The following is an 18,253-nucleotide window of genomic DNA, read 5'->3' as shown; positions in this document are numbered from 1 at the left end:
GACTACCCGACGGTGCAGGGGTATTGCGCGTTGACCACACAATTCGACGGCGGGGTGTAGGTACCGCTCAGCACGCCGCGGAAACCACCCGTGGCGGTACCGCCGGGTGCAATCTCGCGATCCCAATTCGCCGGGGTGACCACATAGTGCGTGCCGGATTGGGTGACGGTGCTGTTCCACGCGTGCAAGACGGATTGTCCCGCGGGCATGTCGAAGTCAATCCGCCAGTCGGCCATCGGCGACATGTTCGGGTTGGTGACGGTGAAGTGGGCGATAAAACCGGTCTGCCAGGTATGTTCCACCTGCAACGTGGCCATGGCCGCGGCCGCATCAGCCGCGGGGGCGGCGGCGAGGGCGAAGCCGACCGCCAGCACCGCCGACACGGCTACGTGAAGTGCTGTGCGACAGCGCTTCACGTGATTGTTCAGTCCCGCCATAGCAGCCACACTAAAGCGCAAACCGGCGATATCGGCCCGCGCATCGCGGGGTAGCTGCAGCAACTTTGCCCGACCGAAACCGTTATGAAACCTCGGCCCCGAAATAGCGAGCCGGGACGCAGCGCCCGACGCCGCCGACTCGCCATGGGCACGGCGATCGGTTCGCAGCTAATCTGACTCGCGTGAGTGACAACGCCGACGGGCCCGTCCGCCCGCTGATCGGGTTCATCACCGGCGACAATGCGCCGCCGATCACCCCGGCACCGGCGAGCCGGGCGTGGATGACGGCGCAGTCGGAGGCGGACAAGGGTTGGCCCAGCCGGTGTTTGCCGATGCTGATCGCCAACCAGAGCGGCTGGGAACTGCGCAATCCGTGCGCCTTCACCGCCACCTGGATAGCCCAAGAGGGTATGGACGTCATGATCGAACCCGATCGTTACGTCGCCGACCAGTTCCTGCCCGCCGGCCATTTCGGCAACGGCATCTTCACCTGGCGTCTACCGATGCTGTTTCGCACTCCCCCGGGCTACAACCTGTTGGTCCGCGGACCGGCGAACTATCCCAAAGACGGCGTGTGCGCGCTGGAGGGCATCGTCGAAACCGACTGGGCCAGCGCTAGTTTCAGTATCAACTGGAAAATCACCCGCAAATCCATGCCGGTGCGATTCGAAGTCGACGAACCGATCTGCATGATCGTCCCGCAGCGCCGCGGCGAGCTTGAAGAGTTCGCGCCCGAAATCAGGCCCATCACAGCCGATCCGGAGCTACAGCGCAAACACGAGTTGTTCCTTCGCGAACGTGATGCGGCAAAGCACGCCGAGCAATTGGCGCGCGTCGCCGCCGGTGAACGGGTGGACTGGCAGGGTGACTACACCCGGGGCACACACCGAGACGGAGAGCCCGGGGCGCCGGATCACCAGACCCGTCGCCGCCTTCGTCCCTTTGCGCTCCCACCCGGCGAGAAGCAGCAGTAGACCGCCGACAGCCGGTGTCATCCGGCGATGACCAGGCGTGACGCCGGTTTTGGGGAACTCCCAGGTTCCCCGTTTAGTCTGGCGCACGTGAGTGACACACCCAACGGCGGAACGCCTCGTCCGTTGATCGGGTTCATCACCCGTGACAACGCACCCCCGATTGGTCCGGCACCGATCAGCCGGGCGTGGATGCCCGAGATGTCCAAGACCCGGACCGGTTGGCCGAATCGGTGTCTGCCGATGCTGATCGCGAACCAAAGTGGTTGGGAGCTGCGCAATCCGTGCGCGTTCACCGCCACCTGGATGGGTCAGGACGACGGTGTGGACGTGATCATCGCACCCCATCAGCGCAACACCGGTCAGCTGCTGCCCACCAGCCACTTCGGCAACGGGATCCTAACCTGGCATCTGCCCATGCTGTTTCGCACTCCCCCCGGCTACAACCTGCTGGTCCGCGGACCGGCGAACTATCCGAAGGACGCCGTCTGCGCGCTGGAGGGCATCGTCGAAACCGACTGGACAAGCGCGAGTTTCAGCATGAGCTGGAAATTCACCCGCAAACTGATGCCGGTGCGATTCGAGGTCGACGAGCCGATCTGCATGATCGTCCCGCAACGGCGCGGCGAGCTCGAAGAATTCGCCCCCGAACTCAGGAGCATCGAGTCCGATGCCGAATTACACCGCAAGTATCAGGTGTTTCTCGGTTCCCGCAGCAAGGCAAAGCAAATGGAGCAACTGACGCGGCTCAACGCGGGCGAACAAGTCCAGTGGCAGGGCGACTACACCCGGGGCAGACATACCGACGGTGACGCCGGGCCACCGGATCACCAGACGCGCCGTCACCTTCGTTCCTTTGTTCAGCCCCGACGTCCGGAGCACCGACAGGGGTCCTGCGACCTACGCGCGCAGAACGGCTAACCGGGCGCGGGCTACCCTGACCGGGTGAATCTCGACGGCAATCAGACCTCCATCCGCGAGGCGTGCGATGCCGGCCTGCTCGCCGGTGCGGTGACGGTGGTATGGCAGCACGGAGAAGTCCTGCAGGTCAACGAGATCGGCTACCGGGATGTCGACGCCGGCTTGCCGATGCAGCGAGACACACTGTTTCGCATCGCGTCGATGACCAAACCGGTCACGGTCGCCGCGATCATGAGCATGGTCGACGAGGGCAAGCTGACGCTCAAAGACCCGATCACGCACTGGGTACCCGAGTTGGCCGACCTGCGGGTGCTCGACGACCCGCGCGGTCCGCTGGACCGCACGCACCCCGTCAACCGGGCGATCCTGATCGAGGACCTGCTGACCCATACCAGCGGACTGGCCTACGGTTTCTCGGTATCCGGGCCCATCTCGCGGGCCTACCAGCGGCTGCCGTTCAATCAGGGTCCGGACGTGTGGGTCAGCGAGCTGGCCAAGCTCCCGCTGGTGCATCAGCCCGGCGAACGGATGACCTACAGCCACTCCATCGACCTGCTCGGCGTCATCGCGGCGCGCATCGAGGGCAAACCGTTCGACCAGGTCCTCGACGAACGGGTGCTGGGCCCGGTCGGCATGCCCGACACCGGGTTCTCGGTGTCCCCGGAAGGCCGCCGCCGGGCGGCGACGATGTACCGGCTCGACGGACAGAGCCGGCTGCACCATGACGTGATGGGGCCGCCGCACATCACGCCGCCCAGCTTCCCCAACGCCGGCGGCGGATTGTTGTCGACGGCCGACGACTACCTCCGATTCGTGCGGATGCTGCTGGGCGACGGGACGGTCGACGGCGAGCGGGTCCTGTCCGGAGAATCGGTGCGCCTGATGCGGACCGACCGGCTCACCGACGAGCACAAGCGGCACAACTTCCTGGGCGCGCCGTACTGGGTGGGCCGCGGGTTCGGGCTCAACCTGTCGGTCGTGACCGATCCGGCCAAGAGCGCCGCGCTGTTCGGGCCGGGCGGGCTCGGGACGTTCAGCTGGCCCGGCGCGTACGGGACGTGGTGGCAGGCCGACCCGGCCGCGGATCTGGTTCTGCTGTACCTGGTGCAGAACATGCCGGACATGTCCGCGGACGTCGCGGCGGCCGTGGCCGGCAACACCACGCTTGCGAAACTGCAAGCCGTACAACCCAAATTCGTCCGCCGCACCTATCAAGCGCTCGACCTTTAGCACCGTGGCCGACCACCCGCCCGATCGCATCGTCGGCCCGCGCCTGGTCCTGCGGTTGCCCACGCTCGCGGACGCCGGTGCGCTGTACCAACGGGTCGCCCGCGATCGCGCGGTCACGAAATATCTGCTGTGGTCCCCACATCCCGACGTGGCGACCACGCGGCGAGTGATCGCCGAGAAGCTCAACGCCACTGACGAAGAGCGAACCTGGGCCGTCGAGCTGCGGCACAGCGGTGAGGTCATCGGGCTGACCAGCTGCCGGCGCTCGGCGCCCGACGCGGTCGAGATCGGCTACTGCCTCGGCCGGAAATGGTGGGGCAAGGGTCTGATGTCCGAGGTGCTGGACATGGTGCTGACCGCGCTGCGCGCCGACCCCGAGCTGCTGCGCGTCTGGGCGACCTGCGCCGTCGACAATCTGCGGTCGGCGCAATTGCTGGAGCGAGCCGGGTTCGCGCTCGAGGCCCGGCTGGAACGCCACGCCGTCTACCCCACGATCGGACCCGAGCCGCGGGACGCCCTGCTCTACGGCATGGCCTTGCGCTGAGCGTGCGACGTGCCCGACTACGTGTTCTCCAACGCCCGGCGTGCATAGGCCCGCACGTCGGCGTCGCTGTCTTTGAGGGCGATGCCGAGCGCGTCACGGGCCGCGGCCTGATCGGCCCAGCGGGTCAGGCTGAGAACGGCCGCTTTGCGCACGTCGAGGTGCGCATCGGCGAGCGCATCGGCCAGTCTGGGAACTGCGAGTTCGGTCGCGGCACCCTTGAGCGCACGCGCCGCACCCTCGCGGATCTGCCACGCCGGCGCCTGCAATGCGCGCTGGACAGCCTCGAAATCATCTTCGCTGCAACCTAATTCACCGAGGGCCGCGAGTGCGGCCGCGCGCACCAACGGGTCGGCATCGGCGATCAATGCGCTGACCGCCGCGCCGCCGGCGCGCAACGTGGCCAAGCCGGCGGCCGCGGCGATGCGGACCTCGCGGCTCTCGTCGCGGGTGGCCGCCTGGACCCCGTCGACGTCGTCGACCGAAACCAGCGCCCGCACCGCCTCGATCCGCACCCGGTGGTCGGAATCGTCGAGCGCGCGGCGGTATTGGCCGGCCGCACCGGCGCGGCGCGCGGACAGCAGGTAGACCGCGGCCGCCCGCACCACGGTGTCCTGGGACCGCAGATAGGGCTCGGCACCGCCCGGATCGGGCAGTACCTCGACCAGTTCGCGGATCGCCTCGGCGCTGGTGCGGCGCACCCCGGGGTCGGCGTCGTCGAGCGCGGCAAACAGCGCGGGCGCATAGCCGTCGGGAATGTACTCGGTCAGCGTCGCCACGGCGGTGCGGCGCACCCCGGGATCAGCGTCGGCCAGATACGGCTGCAGATCGGCGATCGTCGGTTCCTCGAGGGCGAGCACCTCGGCGATCCGTGGTGAGGGCGGATCGAATGTGGTTGCCGCCGTTTCGATTCGCGAACCCGCAGCGGCCGGGGCCTTGCCGCCGACCAGCGGCGGCTGCGCCACCGCATGCACCGTCTGATCCACCGGCGGCAGACCGTCCAGCTCAGGGACCGACACCAGGTAAGGGGCCACGGGACGCTTGAGGAACCGCATCTGTCCGTCGGGACCCTTGTGCAGGTTCAGGTGATAGCCCCACTCGCTGTCGTCGCGAACCGGCATGTCGGCGCGTTCGTGGTAAAGACCCCAACGGGATTCGGTCCGGGTCAACGAGGATCGCGCGGCCATCTCGGCGCAGTCCCGGATGAACGACACCTCGACCGCGCGCATCAGCTCGTGCGGAGTGCGGGCCCCCATCGCGGCGATCTCGTCATGCATCCGGTCGAAGGTGCGCACCGCGATCGACAGCTTGGCCGCCGTCTTCGGCGGGGCCACATAGTCGTTGACGAAGCGTCGCAGCTTGTACTCCACCTGTGGCTGCGGCGGCCCGTCCGGGTGTCGCAGCGGCCGGTAGATCAGCTCGTGTGCCTCTTTGAGTTGATCCTCCGGGAGTTGCTGTGGCGCAGCCACTTCCGAGCGCTTCGAGGCGGCGTGCGTGCCGGCGAGGTCGCCGAACACGAAAGCCCCGATCATGTAGTTGTGCGGGACACACGCCAGGTCGCCCGCGGCGTACAGCCCCGGCACCGTGGTCCGGGCGTGTTCGTCGACCCAGACTCCGGACGCGGAATGCCCACTGCACAAACCGATTTCGGAGATATGCATCTCGATGTCGTGGGTGCGATAGTCGTGACCGCGGTTGGCGTGGAACGTGCCACGGGTGGGCCGCTCGGTGGTGTGCAGGATGTTTTCCAGCGCGGTGAGCGTCTCGTCCGGCAGGTGGGACACCTTGAGGTAGATCGGCCCGCGTGCGGAGTCGATTTCACTCTTGACCTCGGACATCATCTGCCCCGACCAGTAATCGGAGTCGACGAACCGCTCACCGTCCGCGTTGACCTGGTAGCCGCCGAACGGGTTAGCGACATACGCACAGGCCGGGCCGTTGTAGTCCTTGATCAACGGGTTGACTTGGAAACACTCGATGCCGGACAGTTCGGCGCCCGCGTGGTAGGCCATGGCGTACCCGTCGCCGGCGTTGGTCGGGTTCTCGTAGGTGCCGTACAGGTAGCCGGACGCGGGCAGCCCGAGCCGGCCGCATGCCCCGGTCGACAGGATCACCGCCTTAGCGCCGATCGCGACGAATTCGCCGGTGCGCGTGTTCAATGCCGCCGCCCCGACGGCACGGCCGCCGTCGACGAGCACCCGCACCGGCATCAGGCGGTTCTCGATCCGGATCTTCTCGCGCATCGACCGTTGCCGCAGCACCCGGTACAGCGCCTTTTTGACGTCCTTGCCCTCGGGCATCGGCAACACGTAGGAACCCGAACGGTGCACCCGGCGCACCGCGTACTCGCCGTGCTCGTCCTTCTCGAACTTCACCCCGTAGCGCTCGAGTCGCTGCACCATCGCGAACCCGCGGCTGGCCGTCTGATAGATGGTGCGCTGGTTGACGATTCCGTCGTTGGCACGGGTGATCTCCGCGACGTAGTCCTCCGGCTCGGCCTTGCCCGGGATGACGGCGTTGTTGACCCCGTCCATGCCCATCGCCAGCGCGCCGGAGTGCCGCACGTGGGCCTTCTCCAGCAGCAGGACCTGCGCGCCGTTCTCGGCGGCCGACAGTGCCGCCATCGTTCCGGCCGTCCCGCCGCCGATGACCAGCACGTCACAGTCCAGGCGCAGCGGCGTCATGTCTGGAATCTCCATCATGCCGCCACCGCCGAATGATCCAGGGCGGCAATCACTTCGGCACGCAGTGCAGTGCGCTGCTGATCGACTCGCGGGTCCGGCACGTCGATCAGGGCACGCAGCGGCTGACCGGCCTTGCCCAGCACGGCGATGCGGTCACCCAGCAGCAGCGCCTCGTCGACGTCGTGGGTGACGAAGACGATCGTGGTCGGATGTGCGCTCCAGGTGTCGATCAGCAGCCGCTGCATGGCCGTACGGGTTTGGGTGTCCAGCGCGCCGAACGGCTCGTCCATCATCACCGCGCGCGGCGTCCCCGCCAGGCCGCGGGCCAGCTGGACCCGCTGTCGCATGCCGCCGGACAGACTCTTGGGCAGGTAGTCGCCGAAGCCGGTGAGGCCGAGTTCGGCGATCCAGCGGTCGGCCTCCGCGCGGCGCCCGGATCGCGGCGCACCCCGAAGCCGCAGGGCCAACTCGATGTTGGACCGCACGGTGCGCCACGGCAGCAGGGCGTTGTCCTGGAACACCATCCCGCGGTCGCCGGACGTCGTGGTCACGTCGGCGCCGTCGGCCAGCACACGGCCGGCGTCGGGGCGCAGCAGGCCCGCCAGCGCACGCAGCACCGTCGACTTGCCGCATCCCGAGGGACCGGTCAGCACCAGGATCTCACCCGGGCGCACCGACAGGCTCAGCCCGTCGATCACCGGATCTCCGGTGTAGGACAAACGAACTCGATCCAGTTCGAGACTCATACCGACGTTTTCTAGGGTCATCGCCTGCTCTCCTCCTGGGCGCGCGGCAGCCAGCTGGTCACCCGGCGGCCGACGACTTCGACTGCGGCGGCTGTGGCGAACCCGAGCACACCGATGGTGATGATGCCGACGAACACCTGCGGGTAGGCCAGCACGGTGTAGTCCTGCCAGGTGCGATAGCCGATGCCGAGGCGGCCGGAGATCATCTCGGCGGAGATCACGCAGATCCACGCCACCCCCATGCCGACCGACAAGCCGCCGAACACGCCCGGCAGGATGCCCGGCAACACCACCTGTTTCAGCACGTCCCACCGGTTGCCACCGAGGGTGCGCACCGAGTCTTCCCACAGCGTGGGCAACGCCCGGACCGCATGCCGGGTGCTGACCATGATCGGAAAGTAGGCCGCGAGGAAGGTGATGAACACGATCCCGGCCTCGTCGGTCGGGAACAGCAGGATCGCCACCGGAACCATCGCGATCGCGGGGATGGGCCTGGCCAATTCGGCCAGTGGACCAAAGGTGTTGGCGAACAACCGGGAACGGCCCAGCAGCACGCCCGTCGCGACACCGATCACCGCGGCCAGCCCGAAACCGGTCAGAATGCGGATCAGCGACTGCGCCAGGTCGAGCCAGTACTCGTAGGTTCCGAGCCGGCGCCCCAGCGCATGGACGATCTCGGTGACGGTGGGCAGCGTGTCGAATCGCAGCAGCAGCCGCACCTTGTCGGCGGTGAGCAGCTGCCACAACCCGATCGCGGCGGCGACCGAGACGAGCCGCAGCAGCCGCCACTGCCAGGGCGACGTGACGCGCCGCGGGGTGCCGGCCGCCGGGACCACGTCGGCGACGTGGCCGGTGACCGGTGCGGCCGGATCGCCGGTCAGGAAAGCAGTCATACCGAACCTCCAAGGGCCTGTTGGTAGTTCACGATGGCGCCGCCGGGATGGGCGGTGAGATAGCGATGCGCGCCGGCCGGGGTTCCGAACGGCAGGTAGTTCGGGCCGTCTTGCACCCAGACTGCCTTGTCGGCGAACCACCGGGTGCCCAGCTCGGCGTCGGGGACATAGGCGGCACGGACCTTGGCACCGTGCGCGGTCGCGTCCCGCACGGCCCGCAGCAGGCTGCTCGGATTGGCCAGTGTCTGGGTGGTATCGGTTCCGTCCAGCCACAGTTCGCTGGCCTGCGCGGGGTCCCCAGTGAGCAGGGATGGGTTGGCGGTCACGGCCGCAGTCGCGTCGTAGTTGCGGCCGCGTGCGCCGAACACGGCACGCAGCGGCGCGTCCTGGACGAAGCCCGCCACGTCGAGATCGGCGAAGTCGCCGATCGACTTCAGGTATGGCACATCGTTTTTCAGCGCTTCGACCAGTGACGGTTTGAGGGTGGTGTCGAATGACGTGCCGCCGGGGCCGTTGTAGAGGTACACCACTTCCTGCGGCAACCCGCTGGCCTGGGCGACGATGCGGGCCGCCTCCAGTGGCTTCTGGTTGAGGAAGTCGGTGGCATCCAATTGCGCTTGCAGGAACGCGCCCAGCACCTCCGGATGCGACGCCGCATAGGCTCGGCGCACCACCACGCCGTGCAGGGTGGGCAGGTTCAGCTCGGCGCCGTCGTACAGCAGTTTGGCCTTGCCCTGGTACACCAACAGCCCGGGCCAGGCAACGAACTGCGAAAGACCCTGTACCTGGCCGGATTCCAGTGCAGAAGCGCCGATCTGCGGCTGCTGGTTGAGCACCTCGACGCCCTTGATGCCGCCCCTGTCCAGGGCCCGCACCAACGTGCCGTGGCCTGCCGATCCGACGCTGGCCGAGACCTTGGAGCCGGCCAGGTCGTTCAACGTGGCGGCCGGCGAACCGGGCGCCACCACAACCATGTTCAGTGCGCCCTTGGGGTTATAGCCGGTGATCGAGACGATTTCGGTTTTCGCCAGCGGATTGGTCTGCGTCTTGGAGCCGTTGATCAGCATGGGGTAATCCCCCATCGAGCCGATGTCGATCTTCTCGGCCAGCATCTGAGCGGTGATCGGGGCACCGGTGTCGTAATCCTGCCACCGGACCGCGTATTTGGTGCCGGTGCGGGCGGTGATGTCGGCGAGCCGATGTTCCAGGTAGCCCTGGGCGCGTAGCAATGTTCCGGCGGTCACGGTGTTGATGGTCTTGGACTGGTAACCGATGACGACGTTGACCACACCGGAGGACGCCGAGAATGATTCCAGCGAGCAGCCGGACACGGCCATGATGATCACGGCCGCTACCGACAACAGCGCAAAGGCGTGTCGTTTCATGAAAGATCCTGGGCTGTAGGTTATTTCAGCGAAGTAGATAGGGCATATTGACCGTGACGGCTCCGGTCGGGCAACGGGCGGCGCAGGGGCCGCAGTACCAGCATTCGTCGACGTGCATGTACGCCTTGTTGGTATCCGGGTTGATGGCGAGCGCGTCGAGCGGACAGACGTCGACGCAGAGGGTACAGCCGTCGATACACAGCGACTCGTCGATCGTGACCGGCACGTCGACTCGGTTGTTGTTGACCAAGGTCATGGCTTACTCCTTACTAGGTGGCCGCGCATGGTGATTCGATCGCCGCGCATCCGGATGTACTCGAGGTCGACGGGCCTGCCGTCGGCAAGGCTGGTGAGGCGCTCGAGCATCAGCAGCGCCGAGCCGTCGGGCACGTGCAGGGTGGCCGCGGAGTGGGCGTCGGCCGGGATCGCCTCCAGAGCCAGCGATGCCGAGCCCAGCCGGCACCCGCTCACCTGCTCGATCAGCGCGAAAAGGTCTTGCTGTTCTAGGGGGTTTTCCAGCGGGTGGTCCAGGATCTGGGTTCCGATATCCGGGGTCAGGTAGGTCAGGTCGAGACTGAGCGGCAGGTCGCCGAGGTAACGCAATCGCTCGATGAACACCGCCTGCTGACCGGGTCCGAGTTGGAGCCGGCTGGCCACTGCAGGCGGCGCCACCACCAGCATGGCGGCGCGCACCTCGTTGCGGACTTCGCCGATGTGCTTGAAGGTTTCCTTCAGCCCCAGCAGCGAGTCGATCCGGTGGTCGTACTTGCGTTGTGCGACATGGGTGCCAACCTTGGGCCCACGGTCGATCAGGCCCTCGTGCTTGAGGATGCCCAGGGCCTCGCGGATCGTGTTGCGGGACACCGTGAATTCGGCTGCCAGTTGGCTTTCGGCGGGCAGACCGTCCGGATAGGCGGCGGCGTGAATCTGCTGACGCAACACGTCGGCGACCCGGCGGGCACGGTCGGCCCGGGGTCCGCGAATGGGTATCGCCTCGGCCACGCCGCCACGCTAATGCAGCTCAGGGGCATTTTTGGGGCCGGGGATCCGGGCCTGACCGGCGGCCGCGAGTATTGCGCCGGTTCACATTCGGCCACGACCAGCTAAAACCCAGAGCCCTTCGACTATTACGCCACCTACGGAAACGCGGTGCCTTTGTGATCGCGGTGAGCCGAACTTTCACCCCGGGTGCGGCGTCGCGCCGCGCGGGACACGACGTTTTGCCCGCCTCCGAGCGACAACACCGAGGATGTCGGAGTGCAATGGGACAGTTCGGAGAATCACGAGCAACTCTTTACGACTCAGCGGAATTGAACTCCGCTATGTGCTCACGTGGCAGCTGGCCCTGCACGGTGCGGCGACAATCCCCGATTTGATCCAGGCGCTGGCGCACCACAACTTTGACGCCGGCGAGCGCCCGTCGAAGTCCATTTCCGACGCGTTGCGTTGGGAGATCCGCTATGTGCGAGTCGTGCGATTGGCCCGCGGCCGGTACGGGCCTGGCTGGATGCCGCGCGGCACCGAGCATCGAATCCATCAACGCGTGCTCGCACTACGCGCACGGGCAGAGTCGCTCAGAGGCGGGCAAATCGTCGGGTCGTTGATCGCTTAGCCCCGGCGACCGTGCGGCCGCATCAAACGTCAGGCGTCTTCGGTGACGGCCCGCTGGATGCGATCACCGTTGCGCGCGCCGTTGAGAACCGACGTGTCCGCGGGCAGTTCGAACGACGGGTACGCGGTGCCCACCGCGGCCGACGCCGCGCTGCGCTGCGCCTCCAGCCGGTCCAATGCCTCCGCGGTGAACACCGACAGCCCGAGATCCGGGTTGTAGCCGTGGATTTCCTTCACGTCGAGCTGCGCCAGGAAATACAGGATCTCCTTGGAGACGACCTGCCCTGGAACCAGCACCGGGAAACCGGGCGGGTAGGGCACCACGAACGTGGTGGACACCAGTTTGCGGCCCTCGGCGATCCGCCGACCGGCGCTGCCGATCTGCACGTACTCGCGATCGGACTCCTCGTAGCCGGCGTAGAACGCCGCCCGCATGTCACCGAACGCACAGGCATCCACCGGGCGGAACGCGATATCGAATTCGCTGAAGTCGGGCAGGTGTGGCAGATCCTCGGTGATCTCCTCGACGCGGCGCTGGTGCAGCGTCCAGTCGGCCACACTGGCCAGCTCCCGCTCCCGATCGAGGTCGGTGGCGACCCGGCGCAGCACGTCGAGCAGGTGATGCACGCTCGACCAGGTGACACCGATCGTGAAGATCAGCAGCACGCTGTTGATCGACGTCTTGTTGATCTGGATCCCGAACCGGTCCATCAGGATCTTCTCGCGGAAGTCGTACCCGTTCATCCCGGTGTTGCCCAGGAACAGGGTGACGCGCGTCGGATCCAGCACGAACTGATCGGACCGCCAGGCTTCGTTCCACTCGGCCAGCGCGCCCTGCCGGACTTCGCGGTACGAGCTGACCGCCGACGCCCGGAACTCCTCGGGCACCAGGTCGGCTTCGTCGAGGATGCGGAACCACTTGCTGATCAGCCGGTCCTTGCGGACGCGGTGCCGGAACACCAGTGCCATGTCGTAGGTCTGGCGGACCAACTGGAATCCCTCGATGTCGACCTGCCGGCGCGCCAGGTCCAGCGAGGCCAGCAGTTGCTGGTTGGGCGAGGTCGAGGTGTGCGTCAAGAACGCCTCACCGAACGCGTCGCGAGCGCGCGAATTGAAGTCGCGGTCGCGCACATGGATCATCGACGCCTGCCGGAACGCTGAGAGCGACTTGTGCGTGGAGTGCGTCGCGTACACCCGCACCCGCGCCTTGGCCGGGTCGGGCAGCAGCCGGTGGTTGACCCACTCCGACCGGGGGATCCCCTCCATCTTCGCGGCCCAATCACGGTATTCCGCAGCGTATTCCGGCGATGCCAGCATCTGCTCCAAGCGGTCCGCCGCCACCATCGCGGTGCGTTGCCGGGCCCACGGAACGGCCGTCGCGAACGCGTACCACGCCTCGTCCCACAGGAAGCAGATGTCCGGCTTGATCGCCAGCACCTCCTCCATCACCCGCAGCGGGTTGTACACGACGCCGTCGAAGATGCAGTTGGTCACCAACAGCATGCGCACCTTGTCCAGCTGGCCGGCCGCCTCCAGGTCCAGCAGCGCCTTCTTGATCGTGTCCAGCGGCACCGCCCCGTAGATCGCGAACTGCGGCAGCGGATAAGCATCGAGATACAGCGGGTAGGCGCCGGCCAGCACCAGGCCGTAGTGGTGCGACTTGTGGCAGTTGCGGTCGATCAGCACGATGTCGCCCGGCCGGGTCAGCGACTGCACCACAATCTTGTTGGCCGTCGACGTCCCGTTGGTGACGAAGTAGGACTGGTTGGAGTGCCAGGTGCGAGCGGCCTTGTCCATCGCCTTCTTGATATTGCCGTGCGGGTCCAGCAGCGAGTCCAGGCCGCCCGACGTGGTCGAGGTCTCGGCCATGAAGATGTTGCGGCCGTAGAACTCCCCCATGTCCTGCAGTGACCGGGAATTGAAGATGCTGGCGCCGCGGGCGACGGGCAGCGCGTGGAATTGCCCGACCGGCGAATCCGCGTACGCCCGCAAAGCATCGAAAAACGGTGTGGCGAAACGATTTCGGAGTCCGGCCAGTATCGTGCTGTGCAGATCGGTGACGTCGTTGAGCCGGTAGAACGTCCGGTCATAGACGTCGTGTTCCTCGTCGTTGCCCGCCGCGATCGACTCGTCGGTGAGCAGATATAGGTCGATGTGCGGCCGCAATTCACGGATCCAGTCGCCACATTCGATGCAGTCGCTGCCGCTGTCGCGTCCGACCGCGTCGTCGGTGGCGCCCAGCAGGGTGTTCATCAACGGCACCCGGTCACGCGAACGCAGTGCCACGTCGTGGCGGATGATCGCGGCCTGAATCTCGCCGTTCAGCGCGACGGCGGTGATGGCGTCTTCGACGCTGGGCACCACCAGCAGCTCGAATTGCACGTCGTCGGACGGGCAGCGCAACGCCCGCAGGGCTTCGGCCAGGCAGTCGGGTCCGGTATTCGGCGAGTCGTCGGCGAGCAACACGGTGTAGAACTGCTGCTGCTTGGCCTGGGCCACCAACTCTTGGTCGGCCAGCGGGGTGGAAGTGTCGAAAAGTGCTGTGCGGTCGCCGTATTCGCTGAGCAGACGAACCGCCAGCGACACCTCCTCGGCCAGCCGCACCGTGGACAGGCCGTCGAGGTGGGAACGATAGGTCGCCAGATTGTCCGCCCCGGGATACAGCCAGTACCGCTCGTAGGCGCCGAGGCGGTCCATCAGCCGCCTGACCTTCGCCACCTCGTGCGTCTTGTCCAGCCCGGCCAGGTCCACCTCGGCGAGATGACGGCATGCGTCGTCGAGCAGGTTCCAGGTGTCGATGCGGGTATACGACGGATTGGCCACTGCCGCCAGCGCGGAGACCCGCAGCCGTCGCGTGTAGGCACTGTAGGGATTCATGTCGTCACCTGTTCTGTGATGGTGTCCGATACTCGGCTACCGCAGTGAATATTTCCCGACACCGACCTAAACGACTCGTACGAATCAGCGCGCGTCCTCATTGTTATCCGGTCTGGCCTGCGTGCGCGATCTTTTCGCTCAGCATCGCCGTTGTTCGGTCAGCGCTCGCTTTCGTCGCTGTCGACGACTCGCCGCCGAGGCAGCTCCCACCGTCGCACCGGCAGATCGCCGACGTCGCTGAGCGAGCGCACCACCGCCTGAGTGAGACCCATGATCGCGGCCATCACCGGCAATAGCGGCTGCAGCGGCCTGGCCGCCGCTCGCACCGTGCTGATGCGGCGGGCGACGATCAGCCGCTCGATCGAGTGGTACAGCCAGGCGCCCACGCCCAGCGCGTAGATCGAGAGCGCCGAGGCGACGATGGTCCACCCGTACGCGGCACAGATCACCGCACCCAGCACCACCGTCGCGGCCAGGAAGGCGGCGACGAACACGCGGAGTTCCAGCCGGGTCACGTTTCCTGGCTGCCCCGCATGGCCTTGGCCGCGGCCCGGATCTGCGGCGTCACCAGCATGACCTGGCCCAGGACGCCGTTGACGAAGCCCGGCGATTCGTCGGTGGACAGCTCCTTGGCCAGTTGCACGGCCTCGTCGACCGCGACCGGCTCCGGCACGTCGTCGGCATACAGCAGCTCCCACACCGCAACTCGCAGGATCGCGCGGTCGACGGCGGGCAGCCGGTCCAGCGTCCAGCCCTGCAGGTGGGTGCTGATCAGGTCATCGATGTGGGCGAACTGGTCGCCGACGCCGTGCGCGACCGCGACCGTGTACGGGTGCAGCGCCTTGACGTCGGGGTTGGCTTGCGCCAGCGCGATCCGGGCCTCGGCCACCTCGACCGGGGTCAGGCCGCGGGAATCGGCTTCGAACAGCAAGTCCACCGCGCGCTTACGGGCGTGGTGGCGTCCTTTGGCAGGCCGCGGCGATTTACCGTCCGGCATGGTCAGGCGTTGACCCGACCCAGGTAGCTGCCGTCGCGCGAATCCACCTTGAGCTTGTCGCCGGTGTTGATGAACAACGGCACCTGCAGTTCCGCGCCGGTCTCCACGGTCGCGGGCTTGGTGCCGGCGCTGGACCGGTCGCCCTGCAGGCCCGGCTCGGTGTGGGTGACGACGAGTTCGACCGACACCGGCAGCTCGAGGTACAGGGGTGCGCCGTTGTGGAAGGCCACCTGCACCGGCAGGCCCTCCAGCAGGAACCGGGCGGCGTCGCCGACCAGCGATTCCGGCAGCGGGTGCTGTTCGTAGTCCTGGCTGTCCATGAACACGAAGTCCGAGCCGTCGCGGTACAGATAGGTGGCGTCGCGGCGGTCGACGGTGGCGGTGTCTACCTTCACGCCGGCGTTGTAGGTCTTGTCGACGACCTTGCCCGAGAGCACGTTCTTCAGCTTGGTACGTACGAAGGCCGGACCTTTACCCGGCTTGACGTGCTGAAACTCGGTAATCTGCCACAGCTGGCCGTCGATCACCAGCACCAGTCCGTTCTTGAAGTCGGCAGTCGATGCCACGGTCGCTCTATCTCCTACAGGATGGCCAATTTACAGGGCTTGTTCTCCAAGGCCGGGCAGCTGCCCGGCAGCGGGGTTCCGCCGCAAACGGTGCGAGCAGAACAGCACCGGATGCAGCTTACCCGCGCTGCGGTGCGCCACTAACCGCGCGGCTAGCGCAGCTGCCCGGCACCGCACAGGCCGAAAAGGCCGTCGTTGAGATCGCACAGGTCCGACGGGTGCGACGGCGCCACCAGGTCGGAGGCGGGCGCCGGGGGCAGATGGTTCGCGGCGAGGTTGCCCAGCAAACCCAGCCCGACGCCGGCCGCGATCAGAAGCGGGCCCCGCCCGGCCACCCGGCGGACGGCCGTCATGACAACCCCGGTGGCGTCGTAGCCGTGGCCGACGAACAACACGGCGGTGAGCCAGAACCCGGCCAGAGCGGTGCACGCGGCGACTACGTAGACGGCGATGAGGGCTAGGTAGGCCATTTCCCCAATCCTACGCAGCATCCGGGCGCGAACGCCGGCTACGTCAGGATGGCCAGCTCCTTGGGGAACCGGGTCAGCAGTTCCGCCGCGGCCGGCTGGTCGCCCACGACCAAGGTGTCCTCGATGCGCACACCGCCGCGGCCGGGCAAGTAGACACCGGGCTCCACCGTCACCACCGAACCGGCCAGCAAAGTCCCCGACGACGTCGCGCCGATTCCCGGTGCCTCGTGGATCTGCAGACCCACCCCATGCCCCAAGCCGTGGCTGAACTGCTCGCCATAGCCGGCGTCGACGATCACCTGCCGCGCCGCGCCGTCCACCTCACGCAGATCGGCGCCCGGCCGCAGCGCCTCCCGGCCGGCCCGCTGCGCCTCGGCGACCAGCTGGTAGATCTCCAGCTGCCAGGCGGCGACTTTGCCGGCCTTGCCCAGCACGAAGGTGCGGGTCATGTCGGAGTGGTAGCCGGCGACCAGCGCGCCGAAGTCGATCTTGACGAAATCGCCGTCGGCCAGGACCGCGTCGGTCGGCCGGTGGTGCGGGATCGCCGAATTCGGTCCGGCGGCCACGATCGTCTCGAACGAGATCGCGTCGGCGCCGTGATCGAGCATCAAGGCCTCGAGCTCGCGGCTCACCTCACGCTCGGTGCGGCCGGGCCGCAAGCCGCCCCGCCCGACCAGGTCTTTGAGTGCGGCGTCGGCGGCCTCGCAGGCCAGTCGCAGCAGCGCCACTTCGCCGGCATCCTTGATCTCGCGCAGCGCCTCGACCATTCCGGCGGCCCGCACCAGCTCGGTCGCGCCGCCGTGCTCGCCGACCTCGTTGGTCAGGGCGTCGAAGCCGTCCACCGTGACCACATTGCTTTCGAAGCCCAGCTTGGACACGCCCGCCTCGGCCGCCTGCCCCGCCAGGTGGCGCCCGACCGCCCGCTCGATGGCGACCTCGAGATCGGGCGCCTGAGCGGCGGCCTGGGTGCGGTAACGGCCGTCGGTGGCTAAAACGGCCTCGCGATCGTCGGCGAAGACCAGCAACGCGCCGTTGGATCCGGAGAAACCTGACAGATAACGCACGTTAATCAGGTCCGTGACCAGCATCGCGTCCAAGCCACTGGCCCCGATCTGGCGTTTTAGATTGTCTCGACGCTGGGAATGTGTCACGACTCACGACGGTACTCGCTACGCTGATTGGCCATGAGTAACTGGATGCTGCGTGGATTGGCGTTCGCTGGGCTGATGGTTGTTGTCCGGTTGTTTCAGGGGGCGATCATCAACGCGTGGCAGACACAGGCCGCGCTGGTAAGTGTCGTACTGCTTCTTGTGTTCGTCATCGCCGTGAGCGTGTGGGGGGTGATGGACGGCCGGGCCGACGCGAAAGCCCACGCGGATCCGGATCGCCGGGCGGATCTGGCGATGACCTGGCTGCTGGCCGGCCTGTTCGCCGGGATTGTGAGCGGGGCCGTCTCGTGGCTCATCGCGCTGTTCTATAAGGGCCTCTACACCGGGGGCCTGATCAACGAGGTGACGACGTTCGCGGCGTTCACCGCGCTGTGCGTCTTCCTGCCCGGCATCATCGGCGTGGCCGTCGGCCGATGGCGAATCGACCGCAATCCCCCGGCTGACCGCGGCACGGGAGGAGACGAGGAACGCGCCGACACCGACGTGTTCGCCGCCGCCAGCGCCGACGAGGCACCGACGGGTGAGGTTCCGGTGCAGCACCCGGGAGCGCAGGCCCAGACCTCGGCGGTGGCCACCGCCGAGCGGGAGGCGCCCACCGAGACGATCCCGACTCGTGCCGATGACGCCAAAACCGAGGTGATCCCGACCCGTGCGGACGACGACAAAACCGAGGTGATCCGTACCGAGTCCGACCCGAAGCACGCGGGCCCGGAATCCGAATGGCCGAGTTCGCAGTGGGGGAAGAAGGACTAGTC

At 67.1% G+C, this 18,253-nt stretch carries 20 protein-coding genes; 7 read left to right on the top strand and 13 right to left on the bottom strand.

Annotation, left to right across the window (positions count from 1 at the left end):
• Window positions 1-2: 2 nt before the first annotated feature.
• Window positions 3-437 carry a cellulose-binding domain-containing protein gene (locus MAAFP003_RS10580; RefSeq protein ID WP_096286715.1) on the bottom strand — a complete coding sequence of 145 codons (435 nt, stop codon included), beginning with the start codon at window positions 435-437 and terminating at the stop codon, window positions 3-5.
• Window positions 438-619: 182 nt separating this feature from the next.
• Between MAAFP003_RS10580 and MAAFP003_RS10575 the strand changes: the two genes are divergently transcribed.
• From MAAFP003_RS10575 to MAAFP003_RS10560, 4 genes are all read left to right on the top strand, one after another.
• Complete coding sequence (locus MAAFP003_RS10575) at window positions 620-1,411, top strand: DUF6065 family protein (RefSeq protein ID WP_096286713.1); 792 nt, start codon at window positions 620-622, stop codon at window positions 1,409-1,411.
• 87 nt (window positions 1,412-1,498) lie between these two features.
• Window positions 1,499-2,329, top strand: coding sequence for a DUF6065 family protein (locus MAAFP003_RS10570; protein ID WP_096286711.1), 831 nt, complete (start codon window positions 1,499-1,501; stop codon window positions 2,327-2,329).
• Between the two features lie 24 nt (window positions 2,330-2,353).
• Window positions 2,354-3,559 (top strand): serine hydrolase domain-containing protein, encoded by a 1,206-nt coding sequence (locus tag MAAFP003_RS10565; protein ID WP_096286709.1) that lies wholly within the window; start codon window positions 2,354-2,356, stop codon window positions 3,557-3,559.
• A 4-nt stretch (window positions 3,560-3,563) separates the two neighbouring features.
• Window positions 3,564-4,103, top strand: coding sequence for a GNAT family N-acetyltransferase (locus MAAFP003_RS10560; RefSeq protein ID WP_096286707.1), 540 nt, complete (start codon window positions 3,564-3,566; stop codon window positions 4,101-4,103).
• 17 nt (window positions 4,104-4,120) lie between these two features.
• Here MAAFP003_RS10560 and MAAFP003_RS10555 read toward each other — a convergent pair whose 3' ends face one another.
• The 6 genes from MAAFP003_RS10555 to MAAFP003_RS10530 are packed head-to-tail and all read right to left on the bottom strand — an operon-like array spanning window position 4,121 to window position 10,810.
• The gene (locus MAAFP003_RS10555) at window positions 4,121-6,802 is read right to left on the bottom strand and encodes a fumarate reductase/succinate dehydrogenase flavoprotein subunit (RefSeq protein WP_096286705.1); all 2,682 of its coding nucleotides are present in this window, start codon (window positions 6,800-6,802) and stop codon (window positions 4,121-4,123) included.
• Complete coding sequence (locus MAAFP003_RS10550) at window positions 6,799-7,551, bottom strand: ABC transporter ATP-binding protein (RefSeq protein ID WP_096286703.1); 753 nt, start codon at window positions 7,549-7,551, stop codon at window positions 6,799-6,801. Before MAAFP003_RS10550 ends, MAAFP003_RS10555 begins: the two co-directional genes overlap by 4 nt.
• On the bottom strand, window positions 7,548-8,423 hold the full coding sequence (locus MAAFP003_RS10545; RefSeq protein WP_243393856.1) for an ABC transporter permease: 876 nt from the start codon (window positions 8,421-8,423) through the stop codon (window positions 7,548-7,550). The genes MAAFP003_RS10550 and MAAFP003_RS10545 overlap by 4 nt, the downstream gene beginning before the upstream one ends.
• Window positions 8,420-9,808 (bottom strand): ABC transporter substrate-binding protein, encoded by a 1,389-nt coding sequence (locus MAAFP003_RS10540; protein ID WP_096286701.1) that lies wholly within the window; start codon window positions 9,806-9,808, stop codon window positions 8,420-8,422. The genes MAAFP003_RS10545 and MAAFP003_RS10540 overlap by 4 nt, the downstream gene beginning before the upstream one ends.
• A 25-nt stretch (window positions 9,809-9,833) precedes the next feature.
• Window positions 9,834-10,064: a 4Fe-4S dicluster domain-containing protein gene (locus tag MAAFP003_RS10535; RefSeq protein WP_096286699.1), complete on the bottom strand. Its 231-nt coding sequence runs from the start codon at window positions 10,062-10,064 to the stop codon at window positions 9,834-9,836.
• Complete coding sequence (locus MAAFP003_RS10530; protein ID WP_096286697.1) at window positions 10,061-10,810, bottom strand: GntR family transcriptional regulator; 750 nt, start codon at window positions 10,808-10,810, stop codon at window positions 10,061-10,063. The genes MAAFP003_RS10535 and MAAFP003_RS10530 overlap by 4 nt, the downstream gene beginning before the upstream one ends.
• 247 nt (window positions 10,811-11,057) lie before the next feature.
• On the opposite strand from MAAFP003_RS10530, the gene MAAFP003_RS10525 reads away from it, so the two are divergent.
• Window positions 11,058-11,420 carry a hypothetical protein gene (locus MAAFP003_RS10525; protein ID WP_096286695.1) on the top strand — a complete coding sequence of 121 codons (363 nt, stop codon included), beginning with the start codon at window positions 11,058-11,060 and terminating at the stop codon, window positions 11,418-11,420.
• A 29-nt stretch (window positions 11,421-11,449) separates the two neighbouring features.
• On the opposite strand, the gene MAAFP003_RS10520 is transcribed toward MAAFP003_RS10525, so the two are convergent.
• The 4 genes from MAAFP003_RS10520 to efp form a co-directional block, all read right to left on the bottom strand.
• A complete protein-coding gene (locus MAAFP003_RS10520; protein ID WP_096286694.1) occupies window positions 11,450-14,296 on the bottom strand; it encodes an aminotransferase class I/II-fold pyridoxal phosphate-dependent enzyme in 2,847 nt (948 codons plus the stop codon).
• 158 nt (window positions 14,297-14,454) lie between these two features.
• Window positions 14,455-14,811: an antitermination protein NusB gene (locus MAAFP003_RS10515; RefSeq protein WP_096286692.1), complete on the bottom strand. Its 357-nt coding sequence runs from the start codon at window positions 14,809-14,811 to the stop codon at window positions 14,455-14,457.
• Window positions 14,808-15,293: a transcription antitermination factor NusB gene (nusB, locus tag MAAFP003_RS10510; RefSeq protein WP_096286690.1), complete on the bottom strand. Its 486-nt coding sequence runs from the start codon at window positions 15,291-15,293 to the stop codon at window positions 14,808-14,810. Before nusB ends, MAAFP003_RS10515 begins: the two co-directional genes overlap by 4 nt.
• A gap of 2 nt (window positions 15,294-15,295) precedes the next feature.
• Window positions 15,296-15,859 carry an elongation factor P gene (gene efp / locus MAAFP003_RS10505; protein WP_085221955.1) on the bottom strand — a complete coding sequence of 188 codons (564 nt, stop codon included), beginning with the start codon at window positions 15,857-15,859 and terminating at the stop codon, window positions 15,296-15,298.
• Window positions 15,860-15,880: 21 nt separating this feature from the next.
• Here efp and MAAFP003_RS29910 point away from each other — a divergent pair, with 21 nt between their 5' ends.
• Window positions 15,881-16,003 (top strand): hypothetical protein, encoded by a 123-nt coding sequence (locus MAAFP003_RS29910; RefSeq protein WP_279304391.1) that lies wholly within the window; start codon window positions 15,881-15,883, stop codon window positions 16,001-16,003.
• An 8-nt stretch (window positions 16,004-16,011) separates the two neighbouring features.
• Here MAAFP003_RS29910 and MAAFP003_RS10500 read toward each other — a convergent pair whose 3' ends face one another.
• Window positions 16,012-16,329: a hypothetical protein gene (locus MAAFP003_RS10500; RefSeq protein WP_096286688.1), complete on the bottom strand. Its 318-nt coding sequence runs from the start codon at window positions 16,327-16,329 to the stop codon at window positions 16,012-16,014.
• 38 nt (window positions 16,330-16,367) lie between these two features.
• On the bottom strand, window positions 16,368-17,480 hold the full coding sequence (locus MAAFP003_RS10495) for a M24 family metallopeptidase (protein WP_096286687.1): 1,113 nt from the start codon (window positions 17,478-17,480) through the stop codon (window positions 16,368-16,370).
• A gap of 33 nt (window positions 17,481-17,513) precedes the next feature.
• Here MAAFP003_RS10495 and MAAFP003_RS10490 point away from each other — a divergent pair, with 33 nt between their 5' ends.
• Complete coding sequence (locus MAAFP003_RS10490; RefSeq protein WP_207768503.1) at window positions 17,514-18,251, top strand: B-4DMT family transporter; 738 nt, start codon at window positions 17,514-17,516, stop codon at window positions 18,249-18,251.
• The last annotated feature ends 2 nt before the right edge of the window (window positions 18,252-18,253 follow it).

The organism is Mycobacterium ahvazicum, from assembly GCF_900176255.2.
In the GTDB taxonomy this organism is placed as follows: Bacteria; Actinomycetota; Actinomycetes; order Mycobacteriales; family Mycobacteriaceae; genus Mycobacterium; species Mycobacterium ahvazicum.
The sequence above is the reverse complement of the archived record's forward strand: the minus strand, read 5'-3'. Positions and strand labels throughout refer to the sequence as shown.